Genomic DNA, 23,197 nt, shown 5'->3' on the forward strand with positions numbered 1-23,197 from the left:
CGCGGGCACGCGTGCGCCCGGCCGGACGGGGCCCCGGGTACGGGGCTCGGGGTACGGGGTCCGGGCAGGGGCCTCGGGTACGCCTCGGGTACGGGGCCTCAGGCCGGGGTGCTCTCCCGGCCCGGCCGGGCGGCGGGCCGGATGTCGCGGCCGGTGTGCCAGCGCCCCACCAGATCGCGGTACAGCGGTGAGCGCTCCAGCAGTTCGCGGTGGCTTCCGGCGGTGGCGCGGGCGCCGTCCATCACCAGTACCCGGTCGGCCCGGTGCGCCGAGCTGATCCGGTGGGCGATCACCACCAGCGTGCCGGGCCGATCCGCGAACGCCCGCTCGGCGCGCGCCTCCGCCTCCGGGTCCAGATGGCAGGTGGCCTCGTCCAGCAGCACCAGGGGCGCGGGCGACAGATGGGCCCGGCCCAGCGCGATGAGCTGCCGCTCCCCCTGGGAGAGGACGGCCGGGTCGACCACCGCGTCCAGTCCGCCCAGCCCGGCGGCCAGCGGACCGAGCCCGACCGCCGCCACCGAGGCGGCCACCCTCTCCTCCGGGCCGCTCTCCGGCGGGCCGCCGGGCAGATCGTCCGGGCACAGGTAGAGCAGGTTCTCGCGCAGGGTGCCGGTGAACACATACGCCTGCTGCGGGATCAGCACACGCCGCCGCGCCGACTCGCCGGCGTCCCTCCCGGCGGCGGGGGGCGGAGCACCGTCCACCAGCACCTCACCCCGGCCGGGGGTGAGCAGGCCCGCCACCAGAGCGGCGAGAGTGGACTTGCCGATGCCGCTGGGGCCCACGACGACCAGATGCTCGCCGGGCTCGACGGTGAGGTCCACCTCGCGCAGCACCGGCTGGGCGCCGGGGCCGTAGGCGAAGGTCACCGAGCGCAGCTCCACCCGGGAGCCCGCCGCGGACCGGGCGGAAGCGGGGGCAACGGGGGCGGCGGGTACGGGCGCGGGGGCCGGCGCGGGGGCCGGCTTCGCGCCGGCCGGCGCGCCCTCCCGCCGCGGGTCCGCGCCGACGAGCCGGTCCAGGATCACCAGCAGCCGGGTGCCTGCCGCCCCCAGGGCGCTCATCAGGGTCCGCAGGGCGGGCAGCAGCGACTGGGTCAGATAGGTCAGCGCGCCCAGCAGCGCGCCCGCCGTGAGCCCCCGGTCCAGCAGCCACGGGGTGGCCAGCAGCAGCAGCACGACGGGCAGATGCCCGGCCACCCCCAGCGCCACGGTGCGCGCGGCGGCCCACCGGGCCAGCGAACGGGCCGCCCCCACCTCGGTGGCCACCAGAGCGTCCGCCTCACCGGCGGTGCGCCGCTCGGCGCCGCACGCCACGACGTCCCGCAGCCCGGCCGCGACGGCTCCGTAGCGCGTGGAGAGGGCCTCGTCCGCGTCGAGGAAGTCCCGCTGGCGCGCCGCCATCGGCACCAGGGTGGCCGTGAAGAGCAGCAGTCCCAGCACCAGGGGCGGCAGTACCACCAGGAGCAGCAGGGGGTGGAGGGAGGCCAGCCCGGCCAGCGCCCCGGCCGCGGTGAAGACGAAGGAGCGCAGCACCAGCACCAGCCCGGCGAAGCTGTCCCGGGCCAGCTCGGTCTGGTGGGTGAGGCGGGAGACGGAGGAACTGTCCGTCCGGGCCGGTTCGGCCACCGCCCCGTGCAGGGCGCGGGTCACCACATGGCGCAGCAGCCCGTCGCGCAGCGGCTCCACGAGGTCGGCCAGCCCGCGGAAGACCCCCCGCACCGCCAGGCCGCCGACGACGGTCGCCGCGGCGGCCACCGCCAGCCAGGCCAGCCCCGTCCCGGTGCTCCCGGCCAGGAAGCCGCGGTCCAGGGCCTGGGCCACGCCGTAGCCGACCAGGAAGGTCTGCGCGGACTCCAGCAGCGACCAGCCACCGAGCCGGACCAGGACGCGCCGGCGGCGGCGCAGGAAGCGCGCGGCGCGCGGCAGGAGGCGGCGGGCCGGGCCCGGGGCGGTACGGTCCACCGGGTCCACCGGGTCCACCGGGTCCACCGGGTCCACCGGGCCCACCGGGCCCACCGTGTTCGCTGGGTTCACCGGGTCCACCGGGCTCACCGCCTCTCCTCCGCCGCGGCGCGGGCCTCCGGGACCCGCGACGCCTCCCGGTCCTCCGGGTCGCCCCCGGCCGCGAACACCGCCCGGTAGTCCGGCAGTTCCCACAGCGCCTCGTGCGGCCCGACGGCCCGCACCCGGCCGTCCTCCAGCCAGGCCACCAGATCGGCGCGGGCCGCGGAGGAGACCCGGTGCGCGATCAGCAGCCGGGTGCCGGCCCGCACCCGGCCCGTCAGCGCCCGGCTCACCTGGAGTTCGGTGACGCTGTCCAGGCTGGAGGTGGCGTCGTCCAGCACCAGCAGCCGCCCCGCGTGGGCGAAGGCCCGGGCCAGGCCCAGGCGCTGGAACTCGCCGCCGGACAGCGGCGCGTCCGCCAGCGCGGTGCCGTACCCGGCGGGCAGCCGGCGGACGAAGGCGTCCGCGCTGGCCGCCCGCGCGGCGTCCTCGACGGCGGCGGGGCCCGGATCGTACGCGCCGAAGGCGACCGCCTCGCCGACGGTGTGCCCGAACAGGGCCGGCCGCTCGAAGGCGTAGCCGACCTCGCGGCGCAGTTCGGCGGGGCCGAGCCCGTCCAGCGGAACGCCGTCGAGCAGCACCCGCCCCTCGTCGGGGTCGGCCAGGCGCCCGGCGAGCGCGGCGAGGGTGGACTTGCCCGAACCGGACCGCCCCACCACGGCCATCGTGGTGCCGCCGGGCACCACCAGATCGACGCCGCGCAGCACCTCGCGTCCGCCGCGCACGGCGGTGACGTCGCGCAGCTCCAGCCGTCCGGTGCCCTCCGGCGGCAGCGCGCGGCGACCGTACACGACCGGGGGCACGGCCAGCAGTTCGCCCACCCGGCGGGCCGCTGCGCGGCTGCGCACCAGGGCGCCGAGCCGGCCGGTGACCGCGCCGACCCCGGCGGCCAGGGCCGCGTAGCGGGAGGCGGCCAGCAGTTCGCCGACGCTCAGCTCCCCGGCCGCCAGCCGCACCCCGCCCACCGCCAGGACGGCGATCGTCAGCAGGGGGACCAGGACGCCGCCGCCGACCATGGCCCGCCCGTACACCTGCCACATCCGCCGCCCGTGGGCGGCCAGTTCGGGCAGCGGGGCCAGGATGCGGGCGCGTTCGCGGTCGGCGGTGCCCGCGGCGGCGAGGGTACGGGCACCGGCCAGCGCCTCGACCAGGCGCGCGGCGATCTCGCCCTGGACGCGCTGGTAGCGCGAGACGCTGTCGGAGGAGCCGCGGGCGAAGGCGCGCAGCAGCAGCACCAGCAGGGGGACCCCGGCGCAGAAGGCGGCGGCGAGCCAGACGTCCACCAGTACCAGCGCCGCCAGGGCGCCGAGCGGGGTGATGAACGAGGAGACGGTGGTGGCGGCGGCGGTGGGGGCCCCGCCGGCCTCGGCCGCGTTGCCCGACAGCCGGGTCACCAGGTCGCCGTGGTCGAAGCGGGCCGCCCGCCGGGGGCCCACGGCCAGCAGGTGTTCCAGTCCGCGGCGGCGCAGCCAGGCGGTGGAGCGGGCGTCGGTGGTGCCGGTGAGATGGGCGCTCACCGCGTCCAGCAGCACCTCGGCCGCGACCAGCAGTGCGCACAGCGCCGTCCAGCGGGCGGCCTCCCCGGCGCCGTCCAGCGCCAGGTCGAGGGTGTGCCCGAGTGCGGCGGGCAGGGCGATGGTCGCGGCGGCGGACGCGGTGGCGAGCAGGCAGATCGCCGTGGCGCGCCCGGCGCTGTGGCGGATCGCGGCCGTCAGGACGCGGCCGGCCTCAGTGCCGGTACCGGGCGCACCGGGCGCACCGGCCTTGTCGGCGGCGGGATCGGCATCGGCGGGATCGGCGGCGGGCTGGGGCGCCATGGGCGGTGGGCTCCTCGCGTCCGTGGGCGGCGCGGCGGGGGTACGCGCGGGGCGGCCGGGGTAGACCTGGGATACGGCGATGCGGTCCCGGGCGCTGTGACCGCCCGGGACCGCGTCGACCGTTTCACCACCGCGAGGTCAGACCCCGCGGCGCCGGGGTCAGCGGCAGGTGGTGACGCTCAGGGAGCTGTCACCGCACAGCAGCAGGCTGGCCTCGGAGCCGCCGCCGGCGACGGTGCCCTTGTCCTCGGAGGTCTCCAGGGTCTGCAGGTCGAGAAGCGTCATTTCTCTGTTCCTTTCGTTTCCGTGGGGACGGGATTTTCCGGTACGGCCTCCCTGACGAGAGACCGGCTCTGGGGCCGCCTCGGGGGCGGCGGGAGGAAGGGCAGGTGCACGGGGGTCTCGTGCAGCGCGCTGCCCAGGGCGAGCAGACAGCCGGCCGTGCCGGTGGCGATGTCCATCGACAGGCGCATCATCTGCTCGCCGGGGAAGGCCAGCAGGTCCTGGTACGGGACGGCGGCCCGGGTCAGCGAGGCGATCTGGCGGCGCAGGTCGGCCTCGTGGGAGCCGGGGTCGCCGACGGTGGTGCGGCTCAGGTGTAGGATCATCCCGGCCGTGCCCCGGAACAGGGCGGGCTGGGCGTAGAACCTGGAGCGGGCGGCCTTGACGATGTCGTGCCGCGCCCGCTCGAACCGCTCGTCGTCGCGGTGGGCGGCGTAGTCGTCCAGCACCATCCCGATGCCGATACTGCCCTCGCCCAGGTAGGGCATGGTGCGCCAGCCCTCGTCCACCTGGAGGGCGCCGCCGGCGCTGATCACGCAGTGGTCGAGGTCGCGCCGCAGGGCGTCGGCGGCGAGGTCGAGCAGTCCGGGCTCGCCGGTGCGCTCGTACAGCCGCAGGAAGAGCAGGGCCTGGCCGGCCGAGCCGTACAGCAGCCCGGCGCGGGGTCCGCGCCCGGGCTCGCGCCCGGCCTTGTCGGCGACGAGGCGGGCGCAGCGCAGCGCCGCTTCGCGCAGGGCGCTCTCTCCGGTGGAGGCGGCCAGCCAGTCCAGCGCCAGGCCGATGCCGGACAGCCCGCCGTGCAGGTCGGGCGCCAGATCGTCCCAGGGCTGCTCCACGACCGTCCCGGCCAGTTCCAGGGCCCGGTCGGTGTGGCCGAAGCGCTCCAGGGTCCAGGCGACGCCGGACAGTCCGTCGTAGAAGCCCAGCGGGGTGCCGGAGGCGGGTTCCTTGGTCCTGCGCAGCAGCCAGTCCTCGGCGGCCCAGCACCTCTCGGCGCCGGTGGCGGCCAGGGCGTGGAGCACGCCGGCCGCGCCGTTGGCGAAGGAGGCGCCACCGCCGGCGGCGAACTGGGCTATGTCGCCGGGGAAGAAGCGGTCCTCGCGTTCGGGGGTGGCCGAGGCGAGTATCGCCCGCACCATCGAGTCGCGGCTGCGCGGCCAGTCGGCGGGGTGGACGGGCAGGTAGCCCCGCCCGGGCGCGTCCGTCGCGGCGCCCGCCGTCCCCTCCCGGGCCGTGCCGCCCGGCCCGCGCCCGGCGCCGTCCGGCTCCGGGGGCTCCCAGCCGCGGAGGATCTCCGCCACGGCCTCGTCCAGGAACTCGCGCGGTACGGGGAACTCCTCGGCCACCAGCTCGGCCAGGTGCGACGCCTTGCCCCGGTCGATCGCCAGCAGACTGGTCTGCGGCAGGAAGAGCGCGATGCGCAGGCAGGCCAGGGCGTAGCGGTCGACGTCGAACCCCCTGCGGTCGGCGGGGGCGATGAAGCCCGGGTTGGCGATGACCTGGCGGCGGCCCTCGTCGATGTGGGCGGCGGCCTCGAAGTCCAGCAGCGTCACCGACCGCTCGTCCTCGGAGACCATGATGTTGAACAGGTGCAGGTCGTTGAAGACGACACCGCGGGCGTGGACGGCCTCGACGGCCTCCTCCACCAGCCGGTGGACGCGCAGGGCCCACTCGGTGTATTCGGCGATCGCCTCCGGGCCGGGGTCCGCCTCGATCAGCGGGTGGCGCAGGGCGAAGAAGCTGTTGAGCGGCCGGCCGTCGACGTACTCCAGCACCAGGAACCAGTGGTCGCCGAGCTGGAACCAGTCGCGCACCTCGGGGGTCTGGGGCAGGCCCGACAGCCTCTCCAGCGCCTCCTTCTCGCGGCGCAGGCGGGTCACGGCGTCGGCGCCGTCGGCGGCGAGGCCGGCGTGGGGGCGGCCCTCCTTGAGGACGACCTTCTCGCCGGTGCGGGTGTCGGTGCCGACGTACACGCCTCCGCCGTTGGAGAAGTGCAGTGCCTTCTCGATGCGGTAGGGGATGTCGGCGACCTTCGCCGCGCCGCGGGCCTCCAGATGGGGGCGCAGGAAGTCGGGGAGGGTGATCCAGTCGGGGACGTGGAAGGCCGGGTCCCTGCGGTCGGGCACCAGGCGGCCCTCGGCGTCCTCGACGGCGGGACGCAGCTCGCCGTCCTCGTAGCAGTGCCGCTCGGTGAAGCTGCCCCAGCGCACGTGCACCGGGCCGTTCCCCCAGCGCAGGTCGCTGAGGATGTACGGGCCGCTCTCGCCGGCCAGCAGCGCGTCGAGGTCCTCGGCGATGGTGCGGCACTGCTCTTCACCGGCCGGGTAGACGGTGACGAACTTGCCGCTGGCGCCGCGGTCGGCGTACTTGGCGTTGCGGTTGTGCAGCAGGTAGCGGCTGGGCATGAACTTGAAGGCCACGCCCCGGGAGACGCAGTAGTCCCAGACCTTCTCCAGGATCCGCTCGGCGTTGTCCAGGCAGGCCGAGACGTGGATCTTCCAGCCCTGGGCGGGGAGTTCGGCGTCCAGCGGGCGCAGGGCCAACCAGTCGCCGGAGCGGTGGCGCTGCCAGCCTCCGGGGGCCGGGCGGCGGGCGGCCTCGTAGGTGCCGGCCCGTCCGGTCTCGTCCGGGAGGCGGTGGGGGGCGTCGTAGAAGTGGCGGTCCGCGTCGCAGAAGACGGCGTAGCCCTTGCTCATCGTTCCCCCTTCGGCCTTCTCGGTCACCGGCGGCGTCTGGGGAAGACCTTTCCATGGCGCCGAAGGGGCGCAACAGTCACAGCTGTCATGAGTCGGCTGTGAGGAACTCACGAGTAATTTCCGTGCCGGGAAAGGGCGTCGCGGGCGTGTGGGGAAACACCGGTCCGCACCGCCGGGCGGCGGTGCGGACCGGTGTGACGTGGCGGGCCCGGCGAGGGTTCCCGGGCGGCCCGGGCCAGGCCCTGGCGGGCAGGACCTGTAGGGCAGGGCCTAGCGGCCGGCCTGGAGCGCACCCCAGGTGCCGCTGCCGACGATGCCGTCCACGGTCAGGCCGCGGCTGCTCTGGTAGTCGCGCACGGCGGTCTCGGTGTTCGGGCCGAAGGCGCCGTCGATGCCCACGGTGCGGCCGAGCGCGGCGGTCAGGGAGCGCTGCAGCCGCTCCACGTCCGCGCCCGAACCGCCCCGCTTCAGGAGGGGCTTGGTGCCGGCCGACAGCAGGGCGGTCCAGGTGCGGGCGCCCACGACGCCGTCGGCGGTCAGAGCGCGGCTGCGCTGGAAGGCCCGCACCGCGCTCTCGGTGCCGGAGCCGAAGACGCCGTCCACCGCGCCGGCGTCGAAGCCCCTGTCGTTCAGCAACTGCTGGGCCGCCTTCACCTGGGCGCCGGTCGAGCCGCTGCGCAGGGTGCTGTAGGAGGTGAAGTTCAGCTGGACGGGGGCGGTGGCGTCACCGTCGCGGACCAGCTGCATGTAGTAGGTCCAGTTCCAGTTGGGGCCGGGGTCGGTGTGGTCGTTGCCCGGTACCTCGACGTGGCCGACGATGTGCGAGCGGTCCTTGGGGATGCCGTAGCGGTCGCACAGGTGGCGGGTCAGGGCGGCCGAGGAGCGGTACATGGCGTCGGTGAACCAGGAGGGGTTGTCGACGTAGCCCTCGTGCTCCAGTCCGATGGAGTACGGGTTGCCGGACTTGGCGTGCCAGGCGGTGTCGCGGTCGCGGACCATCTGTGTGACCTCGCCGTCCGAGGAGCGGATCACGTAGTGGGCGCTGACGTTGGAGCTGGGGTTCTGGAACCAGCTGATCGAGCCGGCGTAGGAGCCCTGGGTGACGTGGACGACCACATGGGTGATCGACGACGAGCGGCCGGAGGTGTAGTTGCTGGAGTGCGCCGCCACCCACCGCGCGGGCGGGTAGTCGGCGCTCAGCGCGCCCGCCTCGGACGAGGCGCCCAGCGGCCGGACCTTCGCGTAGCGGCCGAGCTCCGGCTCGGTCTCCCTGGGCCGTACGGTGACCCGTTCGCCGGCCGGGGTCAGGGCGCTGAAGCCGTCCTCCAGGAAGTCGTAGACGGTGTCGGCGTACAGCCGGGCGGTGCGCTCGTCGTCCGCGCCGCCGTAGCGGGCCACCACCGGGTACCAGGCGTCCGCGTCGCGGCGGTCGGCGGTGTCCAGGCCCAGCTCGTCGGCGTAGGAGCGCAGGACGGCGGCGCCGCCGAGGATGTTGGCGGCGGTGTCCTTCCTGAGATCGGCGGCCGGCTCGCCGGTCAGCGCGGCGGCCTTCTCCAGGGTGCGGCGTTCGGGGTTGCTGACCAGGTGCATCACGCCGTAGCCGCCCGCGTGGCTGGGTTCGCCGCCGTGGCCGTCCAGATGGGTCTCCCCGTAGCCCACCGCGACCAGCAGGTCGCGCGGGACCTGGAACTCGTCGGCCGCCCGCTCGAAGGCCCGGTTCACCGGGGCGCGCGGGTCCGGTTCGGCGGGGGCGGCGGCGTTCGCGGGCTGGCCGGTGGCGATCAGCGCCGCGGCGGCCGCGGTGGCGAGCACGGGTGTGCCCGCCCGTCTCCAGGTGGTGAGGCGTCGGAACATTCTTCCTCCCGGTCAGCCATGCGCGTGGGGGGTGAGCGTCTGCCGCTCGCTCACGCCGGTGGTCGGAAGGAATTCCTACCTTGAAAGACATGTACACGTCAATAATTTCCCGGATTTCCCCGGCGATTCCCGTCCATCGCGGACAGGAATTCCGCACAGGGACCCGGAAAAGGCCGGAAAGGGCCCGAAAGGCAGCATCCGGCCGCCCGGACGGCCGTCACCGCCTGCGCGGACGACCCCCGGCGCGACCGTCCCCGCGCCGGGGGTATTCGCGCCCCCGCAGAGACTGGCGGATCCGTGCTACGCGCGTCAACGAAATGCGCCGGGAACCATGGGAGTTCTTTGGTGTGAACCACTGGAAAGGGCTGCGGAACGGATGGGAGAACCGTGCCGGAACACCCCGTCGCGCGCCACGGGCCGGATCGCCGGTGTGATCCCGCTCCCACCTGCGGCCCGGCCGGAACCGCGCCCGTTAGAGTGAACCGCGAAACGTCCTGTGCCCGAGTGGGGGAAGCCGGTGCGAATCCGGCGCTGACCCGCAACCGTGAGCGGGCGGACACCGACCCGTCCGCCGTACAGCCGGAGCACCCGCCCGGGCACGCAAGGCTCCCGGAGCCGTCCCCGCCGCACGGCGGGGCGCGGCCCCGGACCGGCACCGTCGAGGAATGCGGAGCCGAGCCCGGTGTGCCCCGTGCGGTGAGCGCGGCCGGCCGTCCGTGCACGGCTGCGCCGCGAGAAAGGCACCCGCCCATGTCCCTGCGCCGCACCGCCGCGGCCCTGGCCGCCTCCACCGTGCTCTGCGCGGTCGCGGCCCCCGTCGCCGCCGCCGACGAGTCGCCGTCCGCGCAGGCCCCGGCGCAGCGGGACCTGCCCTCCGGGCTGTACGGGAAGGACGACCCGCAGTACGACGGCGTGTGGCGCCAGTCGACGGCCCTGCTCGCCCAGGACGCGGTCGGGGTCAAGCCCGCGTCCAAGGCCGTGTCGTGGCTGACCGGCCAGCAGTGCGAGGACGGCTCCTTCGCCTCCTACCGCCCCGACCCCACCGAGGCGTGCACCGCGAAGACGGTGGCCGACGTCAACGCCACGGCCGCCGCCGTCCAGGCGCTGGCCGCCCTCGGCGGCCACGGCGAGCGGGTGGAGCGGGCCGTTCAGTGGCTGCGGCTGGTCCAGAACGACGACGGCGGCTGGGGCTTCAACCCCGGCAGCCCCAGCGACGCCAACTCCGTCTCCGTCGTGATCGGCGCCCTGGACGCCGCGGGCGAGGACCCGGCGAAGGCGCTCTCGGCCAAGGGCGAGAAGTCCCCCTACGACTCCCTGCTCGGCTTCCAGCTCGGCTGCGACGCCGGGAAGGACGAGCGCGGCGCCTTCGCCTACCAGCCCGACGAGAAGGGCCGCCTCGCCGCGAACGACGACGCCACGGCCGCCGCCGTACTGGCCGCCCGCGGCGAGGGCCTGGCCACCGGGCCGGGCGGCGAGGACGGCAGCGGTGAGGACGGCGGCGAGGACCGCGGCGCCCCGAAGACCCTGGAGTGCGACAAGGGTGACAAGGGCGGCGAGGACGGCGCGGAGCGCACCCCGGCCGAGGCCGCCGACGCCGGCGCCGCGTATCTGACGCGGGTGCTGGAGGCGGGCGGCGGGCATCTGAAGTCCGCCATGCCCGGCGCCGAGGAGCAGCCGGACTACGGCAACACCGCCGACGCCGTGATCGCCCTGGCCGCGGGCGGCCACCGCGACGCCGCCGCGAAGTCCCTGACCTGGCTGGAGGAGAACCTCGGCTCCTGGGACAAGGCCACCACCAGCCCGGCCGCCCTGGGCCAGCTCGTCCTGGCCGCCCGCGCCGCGGGCGGCGACCCGGCCGACTTCGGCGGGGTGAACCTGGTCGAGCGGCTGAACGCCACCGGCCCGGCCCCGGTGCACGTCCCCTCCGGCACGGACGGCGGCGAGGACGGCGGCCGTCAGGGTGCCGCCGAGGACGGCGACGACGGCTCGCCGGTGGTGTGGTACCTCATCGGCGCGGGCCTGGCCGCCGGAGCGGGCGCCGGCTTCCTGATCAGCATGCGCAAGAGGCGGGCGCGGTGACCGCGCCGCGCACCGTGCCCGCCGGCGTGCTCACCGCCGTACTCGCGGTCCTGTTCACCGCCGTGCTGTCGGCGGTGGGCGCCGCCCCCGCGCACGCCGCCGGCTACCGCTACTGGTCCTTCTGGGAGCGCGACGGCGGCCGGTGGACGTACGCCACCCAGGGACCGGGCACGCTGCGGCCCGAGGACGGCGACGTGCTGGGCTTCCGGTTCGCCGTCAGCGAGGACTCCGCCGAGGCCGACGAGCCCCGCGGGGCCGGCGACTTCGAGGAGATCTGCGGCGACGCCGAGGCCGGGGAGGGGAGCAAGCGGATCGCGCTGAGCGTCGACTTCGGCACCCGGGCCGACGCGCCCGAGGGGGAGGAGCCGCCCCGGGGCCGCACCGAGTGCGCACACGTGCCCGAGGACGGGACCGCCGCCGAGGCGCTGGCCGCCGTGCTGAAACCACTGCGGTACAACTCCGACTCGCTGCTGTGCGCCATCGCCGGCTATCCGCGCACCGGCTGCGGTGAGCAGGTCTCCGACTCCGCGGCACGGACGGCCGGCGCCTCCGGGGACTCCTCCGGTGGGTCCGGTGGGTCCGAGGGCTCGGCCGCTCCCGGGGACACCGCCTCGGAGGACGGCGGCGGCCCCTCCGCCGGGCTGATCGGGGGTGGCGCCGTCGTCGCCGTGCTCGCCGCCGCGGCCGTCCGGCAGGCCCGCCGGCGCCGGTCATGACCCCCCGGCAGCCCCTGTCGGCCCTGCGCGCCCTTCGCGCCCCGCGTGCGACGCGCTCCAACGCGCTGCACGCGGGCGCGTGGTGGCTGTGGGCGCTGGGGCTGGCCACCGCCGCCTCCCGCACCACCAACCCGCTGCTGCTGGCCCTGATCATCGCCGTCACGGCGTACGTCGTCGCGGCCCGCCGCACCGACGCGCCCTGGGCGCGCGGTTACGGCGCCTTCCTGAAGATCGCCCTGGCGGTGCTGGTGATCCGGCTGGTCTTCGCCGTCTTCCTCGGCTCCCCGATCCCCGGCACCACCGTGCTGTTCACCCTCCCCGAGGTGCCGCTGCCCGACTGGGCGCAGGGCGTGCGCATCGGCGGCCGGGTCACGGCCGAGGGGCTGGTGTTCGCGCTGCGCGACGGGCTGAAGCTGGCCACCATGCTGGTGTGCGTCGGCGCGGCCAACGCCCTGGCCAGCCCCGCCCGGCTGCTCAAGTCCCTGCCCGCCGCGCTGTACGAGGCGGGGATGGCCGTGGTCGTGGCGATGACGTTCGCCCCCCATCTGATCGCCGACGTCCGCCGGCTGCGGGCCGCCCGCCGGCTGCGCGGCCGCGACGACAGGGGCATCAGGGCGGTGCTGCGGATCGGGCTGCCGGTCCTGGAGGGCGCGCTGGAGCGCTCGGTGGCGCTGGCCGCCTCGATGGACGCGCGCGGCTACGGCCGCACCGCGCGGGTGCCGCCCGCCGTGCGCCGCACCACCGCCGCCCTCACCCTGGGCGGACTGCTGGGTGTGTGCGCCGGCACGTACGGGCTGCTGGCCGCCCAGGGCGCGGCTCTGGGGCTGCCGGTGCTGCTGCTCGGGCTGGCCGCCGCGCTCGGCGGGCTGTGGCTGGGCGGGCGCCGCGCGGTGCGCAGCCGCTACCGGCCCGACCGCTGGGGTACGCGCGCCTGGCTGGTGTCCGCGTCCGGCGCGGCGGTCGGCGCGGCCGTGGCCTGGGCCGCCTCCCGCCTCCCGGAGGCCCTCGACCCGCCCCCGGTGCCGCTGACCGCGCCCGAACTGCCGCTGTGGCCCGCCGCGGCCGTACTGGCCGGGCTGCTCCCGGCCTTCGTCGCCCCCGTACCCGCCCCCCGAACCGAAACCGACGCCGGGTCCGTCTCCCGCACCGGGCAGACCCCGCCGGCGAAGGAGACGACCCGCGCATGATCCGCTTCGACCAGGTCTCCGTCACCTACGGGGACGGCGCCGCCCCCGTCGTGCACGGGGTGGACCTCACCGTGCCCGAGGGCGAGCTGGTGCTCGTCGTCGGCCCGTCCGGCGTGGGCAAGTCCACGCTGCTGGGCACCGTCTCCGGGCTGGTGCCGCACTTCACCGGCGGCACCCTGCACGGCCGGGTGACCGTGGACGGCCGCGACACCCGCGAGCACCGGCCGCGCGAACTGGCCGACGTGGTCGGCACCGTGGGCCAGGACCCGCTCGCCCACTTCGTCACCGACACCGTCGAGGACGAACTCGCCTACGGCATGGAGTGCCTGGGACTGCCGCCGGACACCATGCGCCGCCGTGTCGAGGAGACCCTGGACCTGCTGGGCCTGGCCGATCTGCGCGACCGCCCCGTCGCCGCCCTCTCCGGCGGGCAGATGCAGCGCGTCGCCATCGGCTCGGTGCTGACCACCCACCCGAAGGTGCTGGTGCTGGACGAGCCGACCTCCGCGCTCGACCCGGCCGCCGCCGAGGAGGTGCTGGCCGTCCTCCAGCGCCTGGTGCACGACCTGGGCACCACCGTGCTGATGGCCGAACACCGCCTGGAGCGCGTGGTGCAGTACGCGGACCAGGTACTGCTGCTGCCCGCGCCCGGCGCCGCGCCGGTGCTGGGCGAACCCGCCGGGGTGATGGCGCTCTCCCCGGTCCGTCCGCCCGTCGTCGCCCTGGGGCGGCTGGCCGGCTGGTCCCCGCTGCCGCTGTCGGTGCGGGACGCGCGCCGCAGGGCGGCCGGGCTGCGGGAGCGGCTGGACGCGCTGGAGCCGCCCGCCGAACGCGACGGGTCCGGCGGGTCCGGCTCGCCGGGCGGGCCGGGCGGACCGGGCGGCTCGGGCGGCTCGGGCGGCGGCGAACCGCTGGCCGAGGTCTCCTCGCTGACCGTGCGCCGCGGCCGGATCACCGCCCTGGAGAAGGTGGACCTGACGGTGCGGCCGGGCGAGACGATCGCCCTGATGGGCCGCAACGGCGCGGGCAAGTCCACCCTGCTGAGCACCCTGGTCGGCATGTACGAGCCCGCGCGCGGCACGGTGCGCCTGGGCGGCGCGTCCGGCGCCGTGCCGCACCGCACCCGGCCCTCCGAGCTGCTGCGCCGCGTCGGCCTGGTGCCGCAGGACCCGCGCGACCTGCTGTACGCGGACACCGTCGCCGCCGAGTGCGCCGGCGCGGACCGCGACGCGGACGCCGAGCCCGGCACCTGCCGCGCCCTGGTCTCCACCCTGCTGCCGGACGTCCACGACGGCACCCATCCGCGCGATCTGTCCGAGGGCCAGCGCCTGGCCCTGGCGCTCGCCGTCGTCCTCACCGCGGCCCCTCCCCTGCTGCTCCTGGACGAGCCGACGCGCGGTCTGGACTACTCGGCCAAGGAGCGGCTGACGGGTGTGCTGCGCGCACTGGCGGACGACGGCCACGCCGTCGTCCTGGCCACCCACGACGTGGAACTCGCCGCCGAACTCGCCCGCCGGGTGGTGATCCTGGCCGACGGCGAGATCGTCGCGGACGGTCCGAGCACCGAGGTCGTCACCTCCTCCCCCGCCTTCGCCCCCCAGACCGCGAAGATCCTCGCCCCCCGGCGCTGGCTCACGGTCGGCCAGGTGCGGACGGCGCTGGAGGAAGCGGGGGTGAGCGTGTGACCGGCGCCCCGGACACCCCCGGCTCCCCCGGCTCCGGACGGAACGAACAGACCGAACAGACCGGACAGGCCGGCCAGGCCGGACAGGCCGACCGCCAGGTGCGCGCCGTACGGATCGGACCGCGCTCCGCCGCGGCCCTGGGCATCGTCTCGGCCATCGGCGTGGCGGCCTTCGGCTGGCCGCTGCTGGCCGACTCCGCCTCCGGACTGGCCCACTCCGGGGACGCGCCCTGGCTGTTCGCCGCACTGCTGCCGCTGCTGCTGGCCGTGGCGGTGGCGGCCGTGGCCGACACCGGGCTGGACGCCAAGGCCGTCGCGATGCTCGGCGTGCTGGCCGCCGCGGGGGCCGCGCTGCGCCCGCTGGGGGCGGGCACGGCGGGCCTGGAGCCGATGTTCTTCCTGATGGTGCTCTCCGGCCGGGTGCTGGGGCCGGGCTTCGGCTTCGTCCTGGGTGCGGTGTCGATGTTCGCCTCGGCGCTGCTGACCGGCGGGGTCGGGCCGTGGCTGCCGTTCCAGATGCTGTCGATGGGCTGGGTGGCGATGGGCGCGGGCCTGCTGCCCGGCCCCCACAGTCTGCGCGGGCGGCGGGAGCTGGCGATGCTCGCCGCGTACGGGGCCGTCGCCTCGGTGCTGTACGGGGTGGTGATGAACCTCCAGGGCTGGCCGTTCATCAGCGGACTGGCCGGCGGGATCTCCCATGTACCCGGGGATCCGCTGGAGGTGAAGCTGGCCAAGTTCACCGCCTACGTCCTGGCCACCTCCCTCGGCTGGGACCTGCCGCGCGCCCTGCTGACCGTGGTGCTCACCCTCACCGTGGGCGGCACGGTGCTGCGGGCGCTGCGCCGCGCCACACGGCGGGCGGCGTTCGACGCGCCGGCGGCCTTCACCGGGGCCCCGTTTGCGCGGAGCGAGGGCGGCAACGCGGAGAGTTGACAGCCCGAGCAAGGGGACACTCGTGGAAGGCGAGCCATGTCCACAGGTTTGATCATCACATTGATCGTGGCGGCGGTCGTCGTCCTCGCGATCGCCCTGTTCCTCGCCAGGCGCGGCGGTGGACCGCACTCCGTCAAGCGGCGGTTCGGCCCGGAGTACGAGCGGACCGTCGCCCAGCACAACGGCGACACCAGGGCCGCCGAGCGGGAGCTGAGTGAGCGGCTCCGGCGCCACGGCGAACTGCGGGCGAAGCCGCTGAGCCCGCAGGAGCGCGAGGAGTACACGGCCCAGTGGGCCGCCGTGCAGGAGCGGTTCGTCGACGCGCCGGTGGAGGCGGTCGTCTCCGCCGACCGGCTGCTGAGCCGGCTGGCCGAGGCGCGCGGCTTCCCCGGCGACGGGTACGACGAGCAGGTCTCCGCGCTCTCCGTGCACCACCCCCGGCGCGTCCAGGGCTACCGCGAGGTGCACGCCGTGGCCGTGCTGGCCCGCGAGGGCCAGGCCGACACCGAGCGGCTGCGCGAGGCGCTGGTGCACGCCCGCGCCCTGTACGAGGACCTGATGGAGCAGTCCGCACACGACTCCCACGGCGGCGGGCGGCGGCACGAGCACGACCACAGCCGCGACCGCGACCGCGAGCACGACCACGAGCACGACCACGGCCGTGAGCACGCGCACGCCGGCGGTTCCGGATCCCGGGGCCACGGCCGCCTCTCCGAGCGGCTGCACCTGCCCGGAGCGGTGCGCCGCCACGACACCTCCGGAGGCAGGGCATGAGCACGAACGGACACATCCCCGCGGAACGCCGGGCCCCGCTGGCCGATCGCGCCGGCCGGCCCGAGTGGACGGACGACGCGCCCCCGGCCGACGGAGCCGGCCGGACGGAACCGATGGCGGCGGTGGAGCCGGTCGAGCCGGTGGCGCCGACCGGGTCCGCGGACCGGGCGGACGGACAGGCACCGCCCGCCTCCTCACCGCACGGGCCGCCCGGAAAGAGCACCGGGACGGCCACGGACCCGGCGGCGGGACCGGGAGCGGCGGCGCACGGCGACGCGAACGGACACCGCCCGGAGGGCGGGGACGCCGGCGCCGGCCTGCTGACCTCCGGGGAGCGCGAGCGGTTCGGCAGGCGGCTGCACGAGGCGGTGACGGGTTTCGTCGACGGGCCCCGGCGCTCGGTCGAGGAGGCGGACGCCGTGTTCGAGGAGATCTCCCGCCGCATCACCGAACTGCTCACCGAGAACCACCGCAGACTGCGCGAGCCCTGGCACGGCGAGGACTCCGCGGAGCACACGGAGGATCTGCGCAGGGCGCTGCGGGAGTACCGCGACGCGGCCGACCGGCTGCTGCGGCTCTGAGCCGAGGACTGCGCACCGGCGGCCGCATCCGGCGGCCCGGCCCCGATCACGGCACGGGGCCGGGCCGCCGCCGTATACCCGCACCGCCGCCCGCGCCCCCGGAGTTGTCCGCCGCAGAGCGCCGCAGAGCGCCACAAGCCGGACCGGCCGCCGTGCCGCGGTCCCTGCGGACCGGGGCGGAAGGCACGATGGGGGCATGAGCATCGTGAAGATCAACGTTCTGACCGTCCCCTCCGAGCAGCGGGAGGAACTCGAGCGGCGGTTCGCCTCCCGGGCGGGTGCGGTGGAGTCCTCCGACGGTTTCGAGTGGTTCGAGCTGCTCCGCCCCGTGGAGGGGACCGACCGCTACCTCGTCTACACCCGCTGGCGCGACGAGGCCGCGTTCCGGGCGTGGATGTCGGGTCCGATGAAGTCGGCGCACCAGGGCGGCGGCAGCGGCTCAGGCAGCCCGGGCGGCGCGGGCCGGGGCCCGGCGGCGTCCGACTCCACCGTCTGGACCTTCGAGGTCGTCCAGCAGGCGGCTCCGAAGCCCGGGGCGGAGGACTGAGATTCACCCCGGCCCCGGGCGTCTCGCCCGGGGCCGGGGCCGCGGGCAGCGCGGCCCCGCGGGACCGGGCGGACGGAAGTGACCGGCGGGTACAAAGAGGGCCGAGAGCGTCCAGTAACCTCTGTGGCACTTTCCGATGGAGGGGAGCCCTCAGTGGCGGATACGCCCATCTGCCCCATATGCCACAGGCCCGCGGACGACTCCGGCCGGGCGAGCTGCCGGTGCGCCGGGGTCGAGGTGCTGCCGCGGCCGGTGACGCAGCCGGACCGGGGGCCGGATCCGGCCGACCTGGCGATGTTCCCCGAGGGGGCGCGGCAGGCGGACGGCGACACCGCGCCCCTGCCGCTGGTGACCGGCGGCCGGGCCGCCCCGCGCCGCCGCATCGGACGCGGCATGGCGCTGGCCGTGGGCGGCACCGCGGTGGCCGTGGTGGGTTCCGGCGTCCTCGTGGCCGGACTGTTCACACGGGGTGACGATCCCTTCGACGAGGCCCGGTTCGGCGATCGCGGCGGCGCCCCGACCGCGGTGGTGCCCACCGACGGCAAGGGCGGGGAGTCGGCCGACACCGATCCCGACGGCTCCGCCTCCCCCTCGGCCTCCCCGTCGGCCACGGCCTCCCCCTCCGCCTCCGCCTCCGCGAGTCCCTCGCGGAGCCGTACGCCGTCCTCCTCCCCCACTCCCTCCCGTACCGCCGAGGTGTCCGCGAGCATCTCCCCGGCGCCCTCCGCTCCCACCGCTCCGGGCGGGGGCTGGGACGGCGACGGGGACGACGGCGGCGGCCCGCCGCGCACGCTGCGCGAGGGCGACTCGGGCCCGGACGTCGCCGAGCTGCAGTACCGGCTGGCCGCGGTGGGGGCCTACGACGCCCAAGAACACGGCGTGGACGGCGTGTACGACGGCGAGGTCACCGAAGGGGTGGCTACGTTCCAGACCTGGTACGGGGTGCGGGGCGACCCCGACGGCGTCTACGGGCCGCACACCCGGCGCGCCCTGGAGAGGGTCACGCGCAGAGACTGACGCCGGGCCGATTGGCGCAAACGCGGAATGCTTTGTATCGTGGAGGAACAAAGTGGCTCCGCCCGTTCCCCGTTCCTGACGACGGGGGCCCCTGACCCGGCGGGCGGGCCACTTGCCCCGCCTTCCAGCCGTTGGAGCCACCCGCCATGCCCTCGGACACCCCGGACTCCCCGAAAGCCCAGGACGTCCAGGACGCCCGGCCCGCCGGGGGCAGGCCCGCGGAACCGCTGACGGCCCGCGCACTGCTGCTGGACATGGACGGCACCCTGGTCGACTCCGACGCCGCCGTCGAGCGCGTCTGGCGCGACTGGGCCGCCGGGCACGGCCTGGACGGGGCCGAGGTCATGAAGGTGGTGCACGGCCGGCAGGGCTACGCCACGATGGCCGAGCTGCTGCCCGGCCGCCCGATGGAGGTCAACCACGCCGAGAACCGGCGCCTGCTGGAGCGGGAGACCGCCGACACCGAGGGCGTGGTGCCGGTGCCGGGCGCTCCCGCCTTCCTCGCGGCGATCGAGCACCTCCCCCACGCACTGGTGACCTCGGCCAGCGTCCCCCTGGCCACCGCCCGGATGAACGCGGCGGGCCTGCGCATGCCGCCGGTGCGGGTCACCGCTGAGTCGGTCGGTGCCAGCAAGCCTCATCCGGAGGGCTTTCTGAAGGCCGCGGCCGAACTGGGCTTCCCGCCGGAGGACTGCGTGGTCTTCGAGGACTCCGGGGCCGGCGTCGCGGCGGGCCGCGCGGCCGGCATGCGGGTGGTCGGCGTCGGGCCCCGGGCGGCGGCCTTCGGGCCGACCGCCCATGTGCCGACGCTGGAGGGGGTGCGCGTGGAGCCCCTGCCCGGCGGCGGGCTGCGCCTGCACCTGGCGCCCGGGCCCCGCTGAGCCCGCACCGCCTCCCCTCCCCCGAACGCACGCCCCCCGCCTGGAACCTTCCTCCCCGCCGGTTCCGGGTGGGGGGCGTGATCACTCGCGGTGCCCCGGCCGGGCGGCCGGGGCACCGGCGGTGGCGGGCCGGGCGGCCGGTCAGCCGGTCAGCCGGTGAACGCCTCGTAGAAGCTGAGGGCGGCCAGCACCAGCATCACGCCCGCCGCGATCCGGGAGATCAGCCGCAGGGGCACCCGGCGCATCAGCGCGCGCCCGCCCAGGATGCCGATGGCCGCGACCGACCACAGGGCGGTCACCGCGCCGAGGGCGACCGAGAGCGGGCTGTCGTAGCGGGCGGCGAGGTTGGCCGTCATGATCTGGGTGAGGTCGCCGAACTCCGCGACCAGGATCAGCATGAAACCGCTGCCCGCCACCTTCCAGAAGGACTGGTCGGAGGGCTTGCGGACCTCCTCGTCCCCGTCGTCCTTCCGCAGCAGCAGCATCAGCGCGCCCGCCAGGAACAGCGCTCCGGTGATCCCCTGCACCAGCTGCTGCGGCAGCAGGGTCAGCACGCTGCCCGCGGCGACGGCCAGCGCCACGTGCAGCACGAAGGCGGCCGCGACTCCGGCGAAGACGTACGAGGCCCGGTAGCGGGTGCCGAGCACCAGTCCGGCGAGCGCCGTCTTGTCGGGCAGTTCGGCGAGGAAGACGACGCCGAAGGTCACTGCGGCGGCGGTGATGCTGAACATGCGGGAAGAACCCCTCGTCGTTCGGGCCGCCATGCCGAGGGGCCCGCGGGAGGCGAGCACGCTTCGGCACGGCAGCGTCGCGGGTGGCTTGTGTGAAGCCGTGGACACTGCGGCCGAAGGTCTCGCTGGCACGGTGCGCGAGCACCGGCTCCGGGCGCCGGGCCGGCCGTACGGGTACGGCGCGGCCAGTATGTCGACGGTCCGGCGAAGAGCTACTCCCCTTCAGACGCCGACCAGCCTACGCGACGCCCCGCGCGTTCCCGCGCCCGCCGTGGACCGGGCCGCCCGCGTACGACCTCCCCCCGGCCGGCGGCACACCGCCGTGACCAGTGAGGACGCCGGTGCGGTGCCCGCGCCCGCGCGGCGGCGGGCCGCACCGCCGGTGTGACCGGAACCACAGCCGTGCGGTCCCGCACCGCGCCGGACCCGGCCCCGGGCGGCCACCGGGCCACCGGGCCACCGGGCGCAGGCACTACCGGGAGGCACCCGGCACCGGCTCGAGCACGGCGACCCGAACCGGGCGGCCCCCTGCCCCTCCTGCCCCCCTGACCCCTGACCCCGGCCCGGCGGCCCGAGACACCTCGCGCGGCGGCTCCGGCGCTCCGAGCCGGGCCCGCACGCGGGCCCGGTGCTCCGAGCGCGTCGACCGGTCCGGGCAACGGCCTTGATCTGACGTGCCCATGTCGTCATTCTGTCATCTGGTGCCCGCCGGGAGGAAACCTTTCGGCGCCACCCTGACGGCGTTCCTTCAACTCAACTTCCCCCCATTCACAGGGAGTTCGTATGCACGGCATGCGCCTGCCCGCTTCGCGGCGCGGCTTCTACGCGCGTCGATCCACCACCCTCGGCGCACTCGTCGCCCTCTGCGCCGGCCTGCTGTTCCTGAGCGCCCCCACCGCCCAGGCCGCGCCCCCCACTCCGCCGAGCGCGTCCACCGCCCGCTCCTACCTCGCCTCCCTGACGGTCCGCGCCGAGGGTTCCTCGGACGGCTACAGCCGCGACAAGTTCCCGCACTGGATCACCCAGAGCGGCACCTGCAACACCCGTGAGGTCGTCCTCGAGCGCGACGGCACCGGCGTGGTGCAGGACAGCGGTTGCAGGGCCACCAGCGGCCGCTGGTACTCGCCCTACGACGGCGCCACCTGGTACGCGGCCTCCGACGTGGACATCGACCACGTCGTGCCGCTGGCCGAGGCGTGGCGCTCGGGCGCGAACTCCTGGACCACCTCCAAGCGGCAGTCGTTCGCCAACAACCTGTCCATCGCGCAGCTCATCGCGGTGACCGACAACGTCAACCAGTCCAAGGGCGACAAGGACCCCGCGGAGTGGATGCCGCCGCGCTCCGCCTACCACTGCACCTACGCCCGGATGTGGGTCTGGGTGAAGTACAGCTACGGTCTGTCCGTGGACTCCGCCGAGAAGAGCAGGCTCGGCAGCGTGCTGAGCGGCTGCTGACCGACCGCGGCGCCCGTCGCCCGCCCGTCGCGGCCGGGAGCCGCGACGGGATGACGGGACGGCGGGGCCCGGCCGAGGCGATCGGCCGGGCCCCGCCGTACTCCTGCCGGAATCCGCCGCCCCTACCTCCCGGGCTCCGGGTCGAGCGCCACCGTGACGCAGGCCAGCCGCCTGCCCGCGTCACCGGCGTGCCCGGGGTCGTGCCGCGTGCGGTGCTCGTGGATCACCACGGACCGCGCCTCGCCGGCGCGGAAGCGCCACATGTGGCTGGACAGCGCCCTGCCCTCGCCGTGCTCGTCGGTCGTGAAGTCCAGCCAGACCTCGTTCTCGGGGTTGGCGTGGCGGGGGCCGGCGGACGAGCCCCGCGGGGCGGGGACGTTGCGGTAGTGCGGGCCGGAGTCACCGGGCCGGGCGCCGCACGGCTCGGTGTGGACGTGCGCCCCGTAGTCGCGGTCCTCGGGCAGTCCGCGCACGCCCAGCGCGACCGTCATCCCCTGGCGGCTGTCGTACCGGGCCACCGAGACCCGGGCTCCGACGGGGACGAGGGCCCGGTCGTACGTCACCGCGGCCGGCACGGTGGACTTGCCCGGCGGGGCGAACTCGGCCCCCGCCCACGCCACCCGGTGCCTGCCCCCGATGCCGAAACCGCCGATGCCGATGTCCGCGACCGACTCGACGGCGCCGAGGAGTTCGGCCGCCTTGACGGGTTCGGCCGCTCCAGCACCGCCCGCCGGTCCCGCGGCGGTCAGCAGCGCCGCCGCCGCGGCCGTCGCGGCGGCCGCGGCCACCGTCCTGCGGGCGGTCCCGCTCCCCGTTCCGCTCGCCGCTCTGCTCGCCGTCCTGTCCGCCGGTTTCCTGCCCCTGAACATGTCGGCCCCTCCTGCTCGGTTCGTCGTGTCGTTCCGTACGGCCGCCCATGCTCCGCCGACTCCGGCCGGACGGCGGGCGGATGACGTGCCGCGGCACCCCAGCTGATCCTCACGGGTGACGCGGGCGTACTCTGATCGGCGGTAGGCCGCCCCGCGACAGGGGCCGCACCGGGGAGTGAACGTGCAGGAAACACTGGGGGAGTTGATCTACGCCCCCTGGATCTACGTGCTCATAGCGCTGTCGGTGCTGCTCGACGTCTTCCTCCCCTTCCTGCCCAGCGGCGTCATCGTGATCGCGGCCGCGGCCACCGCCGCGAGCACCGCGGCCGCGGGGACGGCGGCCGACCCGGCCGCGATCGCCCCGCCGGCCCCGGACGCCCCGCTTCCGACCGTGTGCGCGCTGGTGCTGTGCGCGGCCGCGGCGTCGGTCCTGGGCGATCTGGCGGTGTACCGGCTGGCCCGGCGCGGCAGTGACCGCTTCGCCCGTGCCGTCGCCCGCTCACGGCAACTGGCGAGCGCCCGGGAGCGGCTGGGCCACGCGCTGGCGCGCGGCGGAGGTCCCCTGGTCGTCCTCGCCCGGTTCGCCCCGGGCGGACGCTCGGTGATGAGCCTGATCGCCGGCGTGGAGCAGCGGCGCACCAGGGAGTTCCTGCCGTGGTCGGCCCTGGCGGGCCTGGTCTGGGCCGGATACGGCGTCGGCGCCGGCTATGTGGGCGGGCAGTGGCTCGGGGCGACGTGGCTGGGGACGGCGGTCTCGGTGCTGGCCCTCTTCTGCGCGGGCGCCCTGGCGGCCTTCCTGGTGCGGCGCAGACCGGCGCCGGGGGCGCGGGCGGCGCAGACCTCCTGACCGGCCGCCCGCGCAGAGGGCCGCGCCGGTGGCGGACCGTCCGTCCCCGGGCCGGAGGTGACGTCCCCCCGGCCGCTCCCCGGGGCCGGCCGCGCGCGTGTCCGCCCTCCCCCGCCGCGTCCCCGCCGTCCCCGCCCCGGCGGCACCGGACGCCGGAACGCCGCAGGCCGCCGCCTCCGTG

General features: G+C 76.1%; 19 protein-coding genes and 1 riboswitch. Of the genes, 12 read left to right on the plus strand and 7 right to left on the minus strand.

Annotation, left to right across the window (positions count from 1 at the left end):
• Positions 1–98 precede the first annotated feature (98 nt).
• From CUT83_RS01870 to CUT83_RS01890, 5 genes are all read right to left on the minus strand, one after another.
• Positions 99–1,964 (minus strand): ATP-binding cassette domain-containing protein, encoded by a 1,866-nt coding sequence (locus CUT83_RS01870; protein WP_101254290.1) that lies wholly within the window; start codon positions 1,962–1,964, stop codon positions 99–101.
• 86 nt (positions 1,965–2,050) lie between these two features.
• Positions 2,051–3,883 carry an ABC transporter ATP-binding protein gene (locus CUT83_RS01875; RefSeq protein WP_101254122.1) on the minus strand — a complete coding sequence of 611 codons (1,833 nt, stop codon included), beginning with the start codon at positions 3,881–3,883 and terminating at the stop codon, positions 2,051–2,053.
• Positions 3,884–4,042: 159 nt separating this feature from the next.
• Positions 4,043–4,168 (minus strand): SapB/AmfS family lanthipeptide, encoded by a 126-nt coding sequence (locus CUT83_RS01880; protein WP_093654844.1) that lies wholly within the window; start codon positions 4,166–4,168, stop codon positions 4,043–4,045.
• Positions 4,165–6,861, minus strand: coding sequence for a class III lanthionine synthetase LanKC (gene lanKC, locus CUT83_RS01885; protein ID WP_101254291.1), 2,697 nt, complete (start codon positions 6,859–6,861; stop codon positions 4,165–4,167). Before lanKC ends, CUT83_RS01880 begins: the two co-directional genes overlap by 4 nt.
• 270 nt (positions 6,862–7,131) lie before the next feature.
• Positions 7,132–8,715: a peptidoglycan-binding protein gene (locus CUT83_RS01890; protein ID WP_101254123.1), complete on the minus strand. Its 1,584-nt coding sequence runs from the start codon at positions 8,713–8,715 to the stop codon at positions 7,132–7,134.
• A 508-nt stretch (positions 8,716–9,223) separates the two neighbouring features.
• Positions 9,224–9,276, plus strand: a riboswitch (cobalamin riboswitch).
• Positions 9,277–9,465: 189 nt separating this feature from the next.
• Here CUT83_RS01890 and CUT83_RS01895 point away from each other — a divergent pair.
• The 10 genes from CUT83_RS01895 (at position 9,466) to CUT83_RS01940 (ending at position 19,114) form a co-directional block, all read left to right on the plus strand.
• Positions 9,466–10,794, plus strand: coding sequence for an SCO2321 family membrane protein (locus CUT83_RS01895; RefSeq protein ID WP_101254124.1), 1,329 nt, complete (start codon positions 9,466–9,468; stop codon positions 10,792–10,794).
• The gene (locus CUT83_RS01900) at positions 10,791–11,510 is read left to right on the plus strand and encodes an SCO2322 family protein (protein ID WP_240958129.1); all 720 of its coding nucleotides are present in this window, start codon (positions 10,791–10,793) and stop codon (positions 11,508–11,510) included. The genes CUT83_RS01895 and CUT83_RS01900 overlap by 4 nt, the downstream gene beginning before the upstream one ends.
• Positions 11,507–12,697, plus strand: coding sequence for an energy-coupling factor transporter transmembrane component T (locus CUT83_RS01905; protein ID WP_101254125.1), 1,191 nt, complete (start codon positions 11,507–11,509; stop codon positions 12,695–12,697). Before CUT83_RS01900 ends, CUT83_RS01905 begins: the two co-directional genes overlap by 4 nt.
• Positions 12,694–14,382 carry an ABC transporter ATP-binding protein gene (locus CUT83_RS01910; protein WP_101254126.1) on the plus strand — a complete coding sequence of 563 codons (1,689 nt, stop codon included), beginning with the start codon at positions 12,694–12,696 and terminating at the stop codon, positions 14,380–14,382. The genes CUT83_RS01905 and CUT83_RS01910 overlap by 4 nt, the downstream gene beginning before the upstream one ends.
• Before the next feature lie 98 nt (positions 14,383–14,480).
• Entirely contained in the window at positions 14,481–15,314 is an 834-nt protein-coding gene (locus CUT83_RS01915) for an ECF transporter S component (RefSeq protein ID WP_240958163.1), read from the plus strand.
• A gap of 36 nt (positions 15,315–15,350) precedes the next feature.
• Positions 15,351–16,088: a GAT domain-containing protein gene (locus CUT83_RS01920; RefSeq protein WP_143688462.1), complete on the plus strand. Its 738-nt coding sequence runs from the start codon at positions 15,351–15,353 to the stop codon at positions 16,086–16,088.
• Positions 16,085–16,669, plus strand: a complete 585-nt coding sequence (locus CUT83_RS01925; RefSeq protein WP_101254129.1) for a hypothetical protein — start codon at positions 16,085–16,087, stop codon at positions 16,667–16,669. The genes CUT83_RS01920 and CUT83_RS01925 overlap by 4 nt, the downstream gene beginning before the upstream one ends.
• 196 nt (positions 16,670–16,865) lie before the next feature.
• Positions 16,866–17,216 (plus strand): antibiotic biosynthesis monooxygenase family protein, encoded by a 351-nt coding sequence (locus CUT83_RS01930; protein WP_101254130.1) that lies wholly within the window; start codon positions 16,866–16,868, stop codon positions 17,214–17,216.
• A 153-nt stretch (positions 17,217–17,369) separates the two neighbouring features.
• Positions 17,370–18,233: a peptidoglycan-binding domain-containing protein gene (locus CUT83_RS01935; RefSeq protein WP_206606924.1), complete on the plus strand. Its 864-nt coding sequence runs from the start codon at positions 17,370–17,372 to the stop codon at positions 18,231–18,233.
• 146 nt (positions 18,234–18,379) lie between these two features.
• A complete protein-coding gene (locus CUT83_RS01940) occupies positions 18,380–19,114 on the plus strand; it encodes an HAD-IA family hydrolase (RefSeq protein ID WP_101254132.1) in 735 nt (244 codons plus the stop codon).
• Between the two features lie 149 nt (positions 19,115–19,263).
• Here CUT83_RS01940 and CUT83_RS01945 read toward each other — a convergent pair whose 3' ends face one another.
• Complete coding sequence (locus tag CUT83_RS01945) at positions 19,264–19,845, minus strand: TMEM165/GDT1 family protein (protein ID WP_101254133.1); 582 nt, start codon at positions 19,843–19,845, stop codon at positions 19,264–19,266.
• Between the two features lie 783 nt (positions 19,846–20,628).
• On the opposite strand from CUT83_RS01945, the gene CUT83_RS01950 reads away from it, so the two are divergent.
• The gene (locus CUT83_RS01950) at positions 20,629–21,300 is read left to right on the plus strand and encodes an HNH endonuclease family protein (RefSeq protein WP_173915007.1); all 672 of its coding nucleotides are present in this window, start codon (positions 20,629–20,631) and stop codon (positions 21,298–21,300) included.
• Between the two features lie 122 nt (positions 21,301–21,422).
• Here CUT83_RS01950 and CUT83_RS01955 read toward each other — a convergent pair whose 3' ends face one another.
• On the minus strand, positions 21,423–22,169 hold the full coding sequence (locus CUT83_RS01955; RefSeq protein ID WP_101254134.1) for a superoxide dismutase family protein: 747 nt from the start codon (positions 22,167–22,169) through the stop codon (positions 21,423–21,425).
• 181 nt (positions 22,170–22,350) lie between these two features.
• On the opposite strand from CUT83_RS01955, the gene CUT83_RS01960 reads away from it, so the two are divergent.
• A complete protein-coding gene (locus CUT83_RS01960; protein WP_101254135.1) occupies positions 22,351–23,016 on the plus strand; it encodes a DedA family protein in 666 nt (221 codons plus the stop codon).
• Positions 23,017–23,197 lie beyond the last annotated feature (181 nt).

The sequence above is a fragment of the Streptomyces barkulensis genome, assembly GCF_002843305.1.
In the GTDB taxonomy this organism is placed as follows: domain Bacteria; phylum Actinomycetota; class Actinomycetes; order Streptomycetales; family Streptomycetaceae; genus Streptomyces; species Streptomyces barkulensis.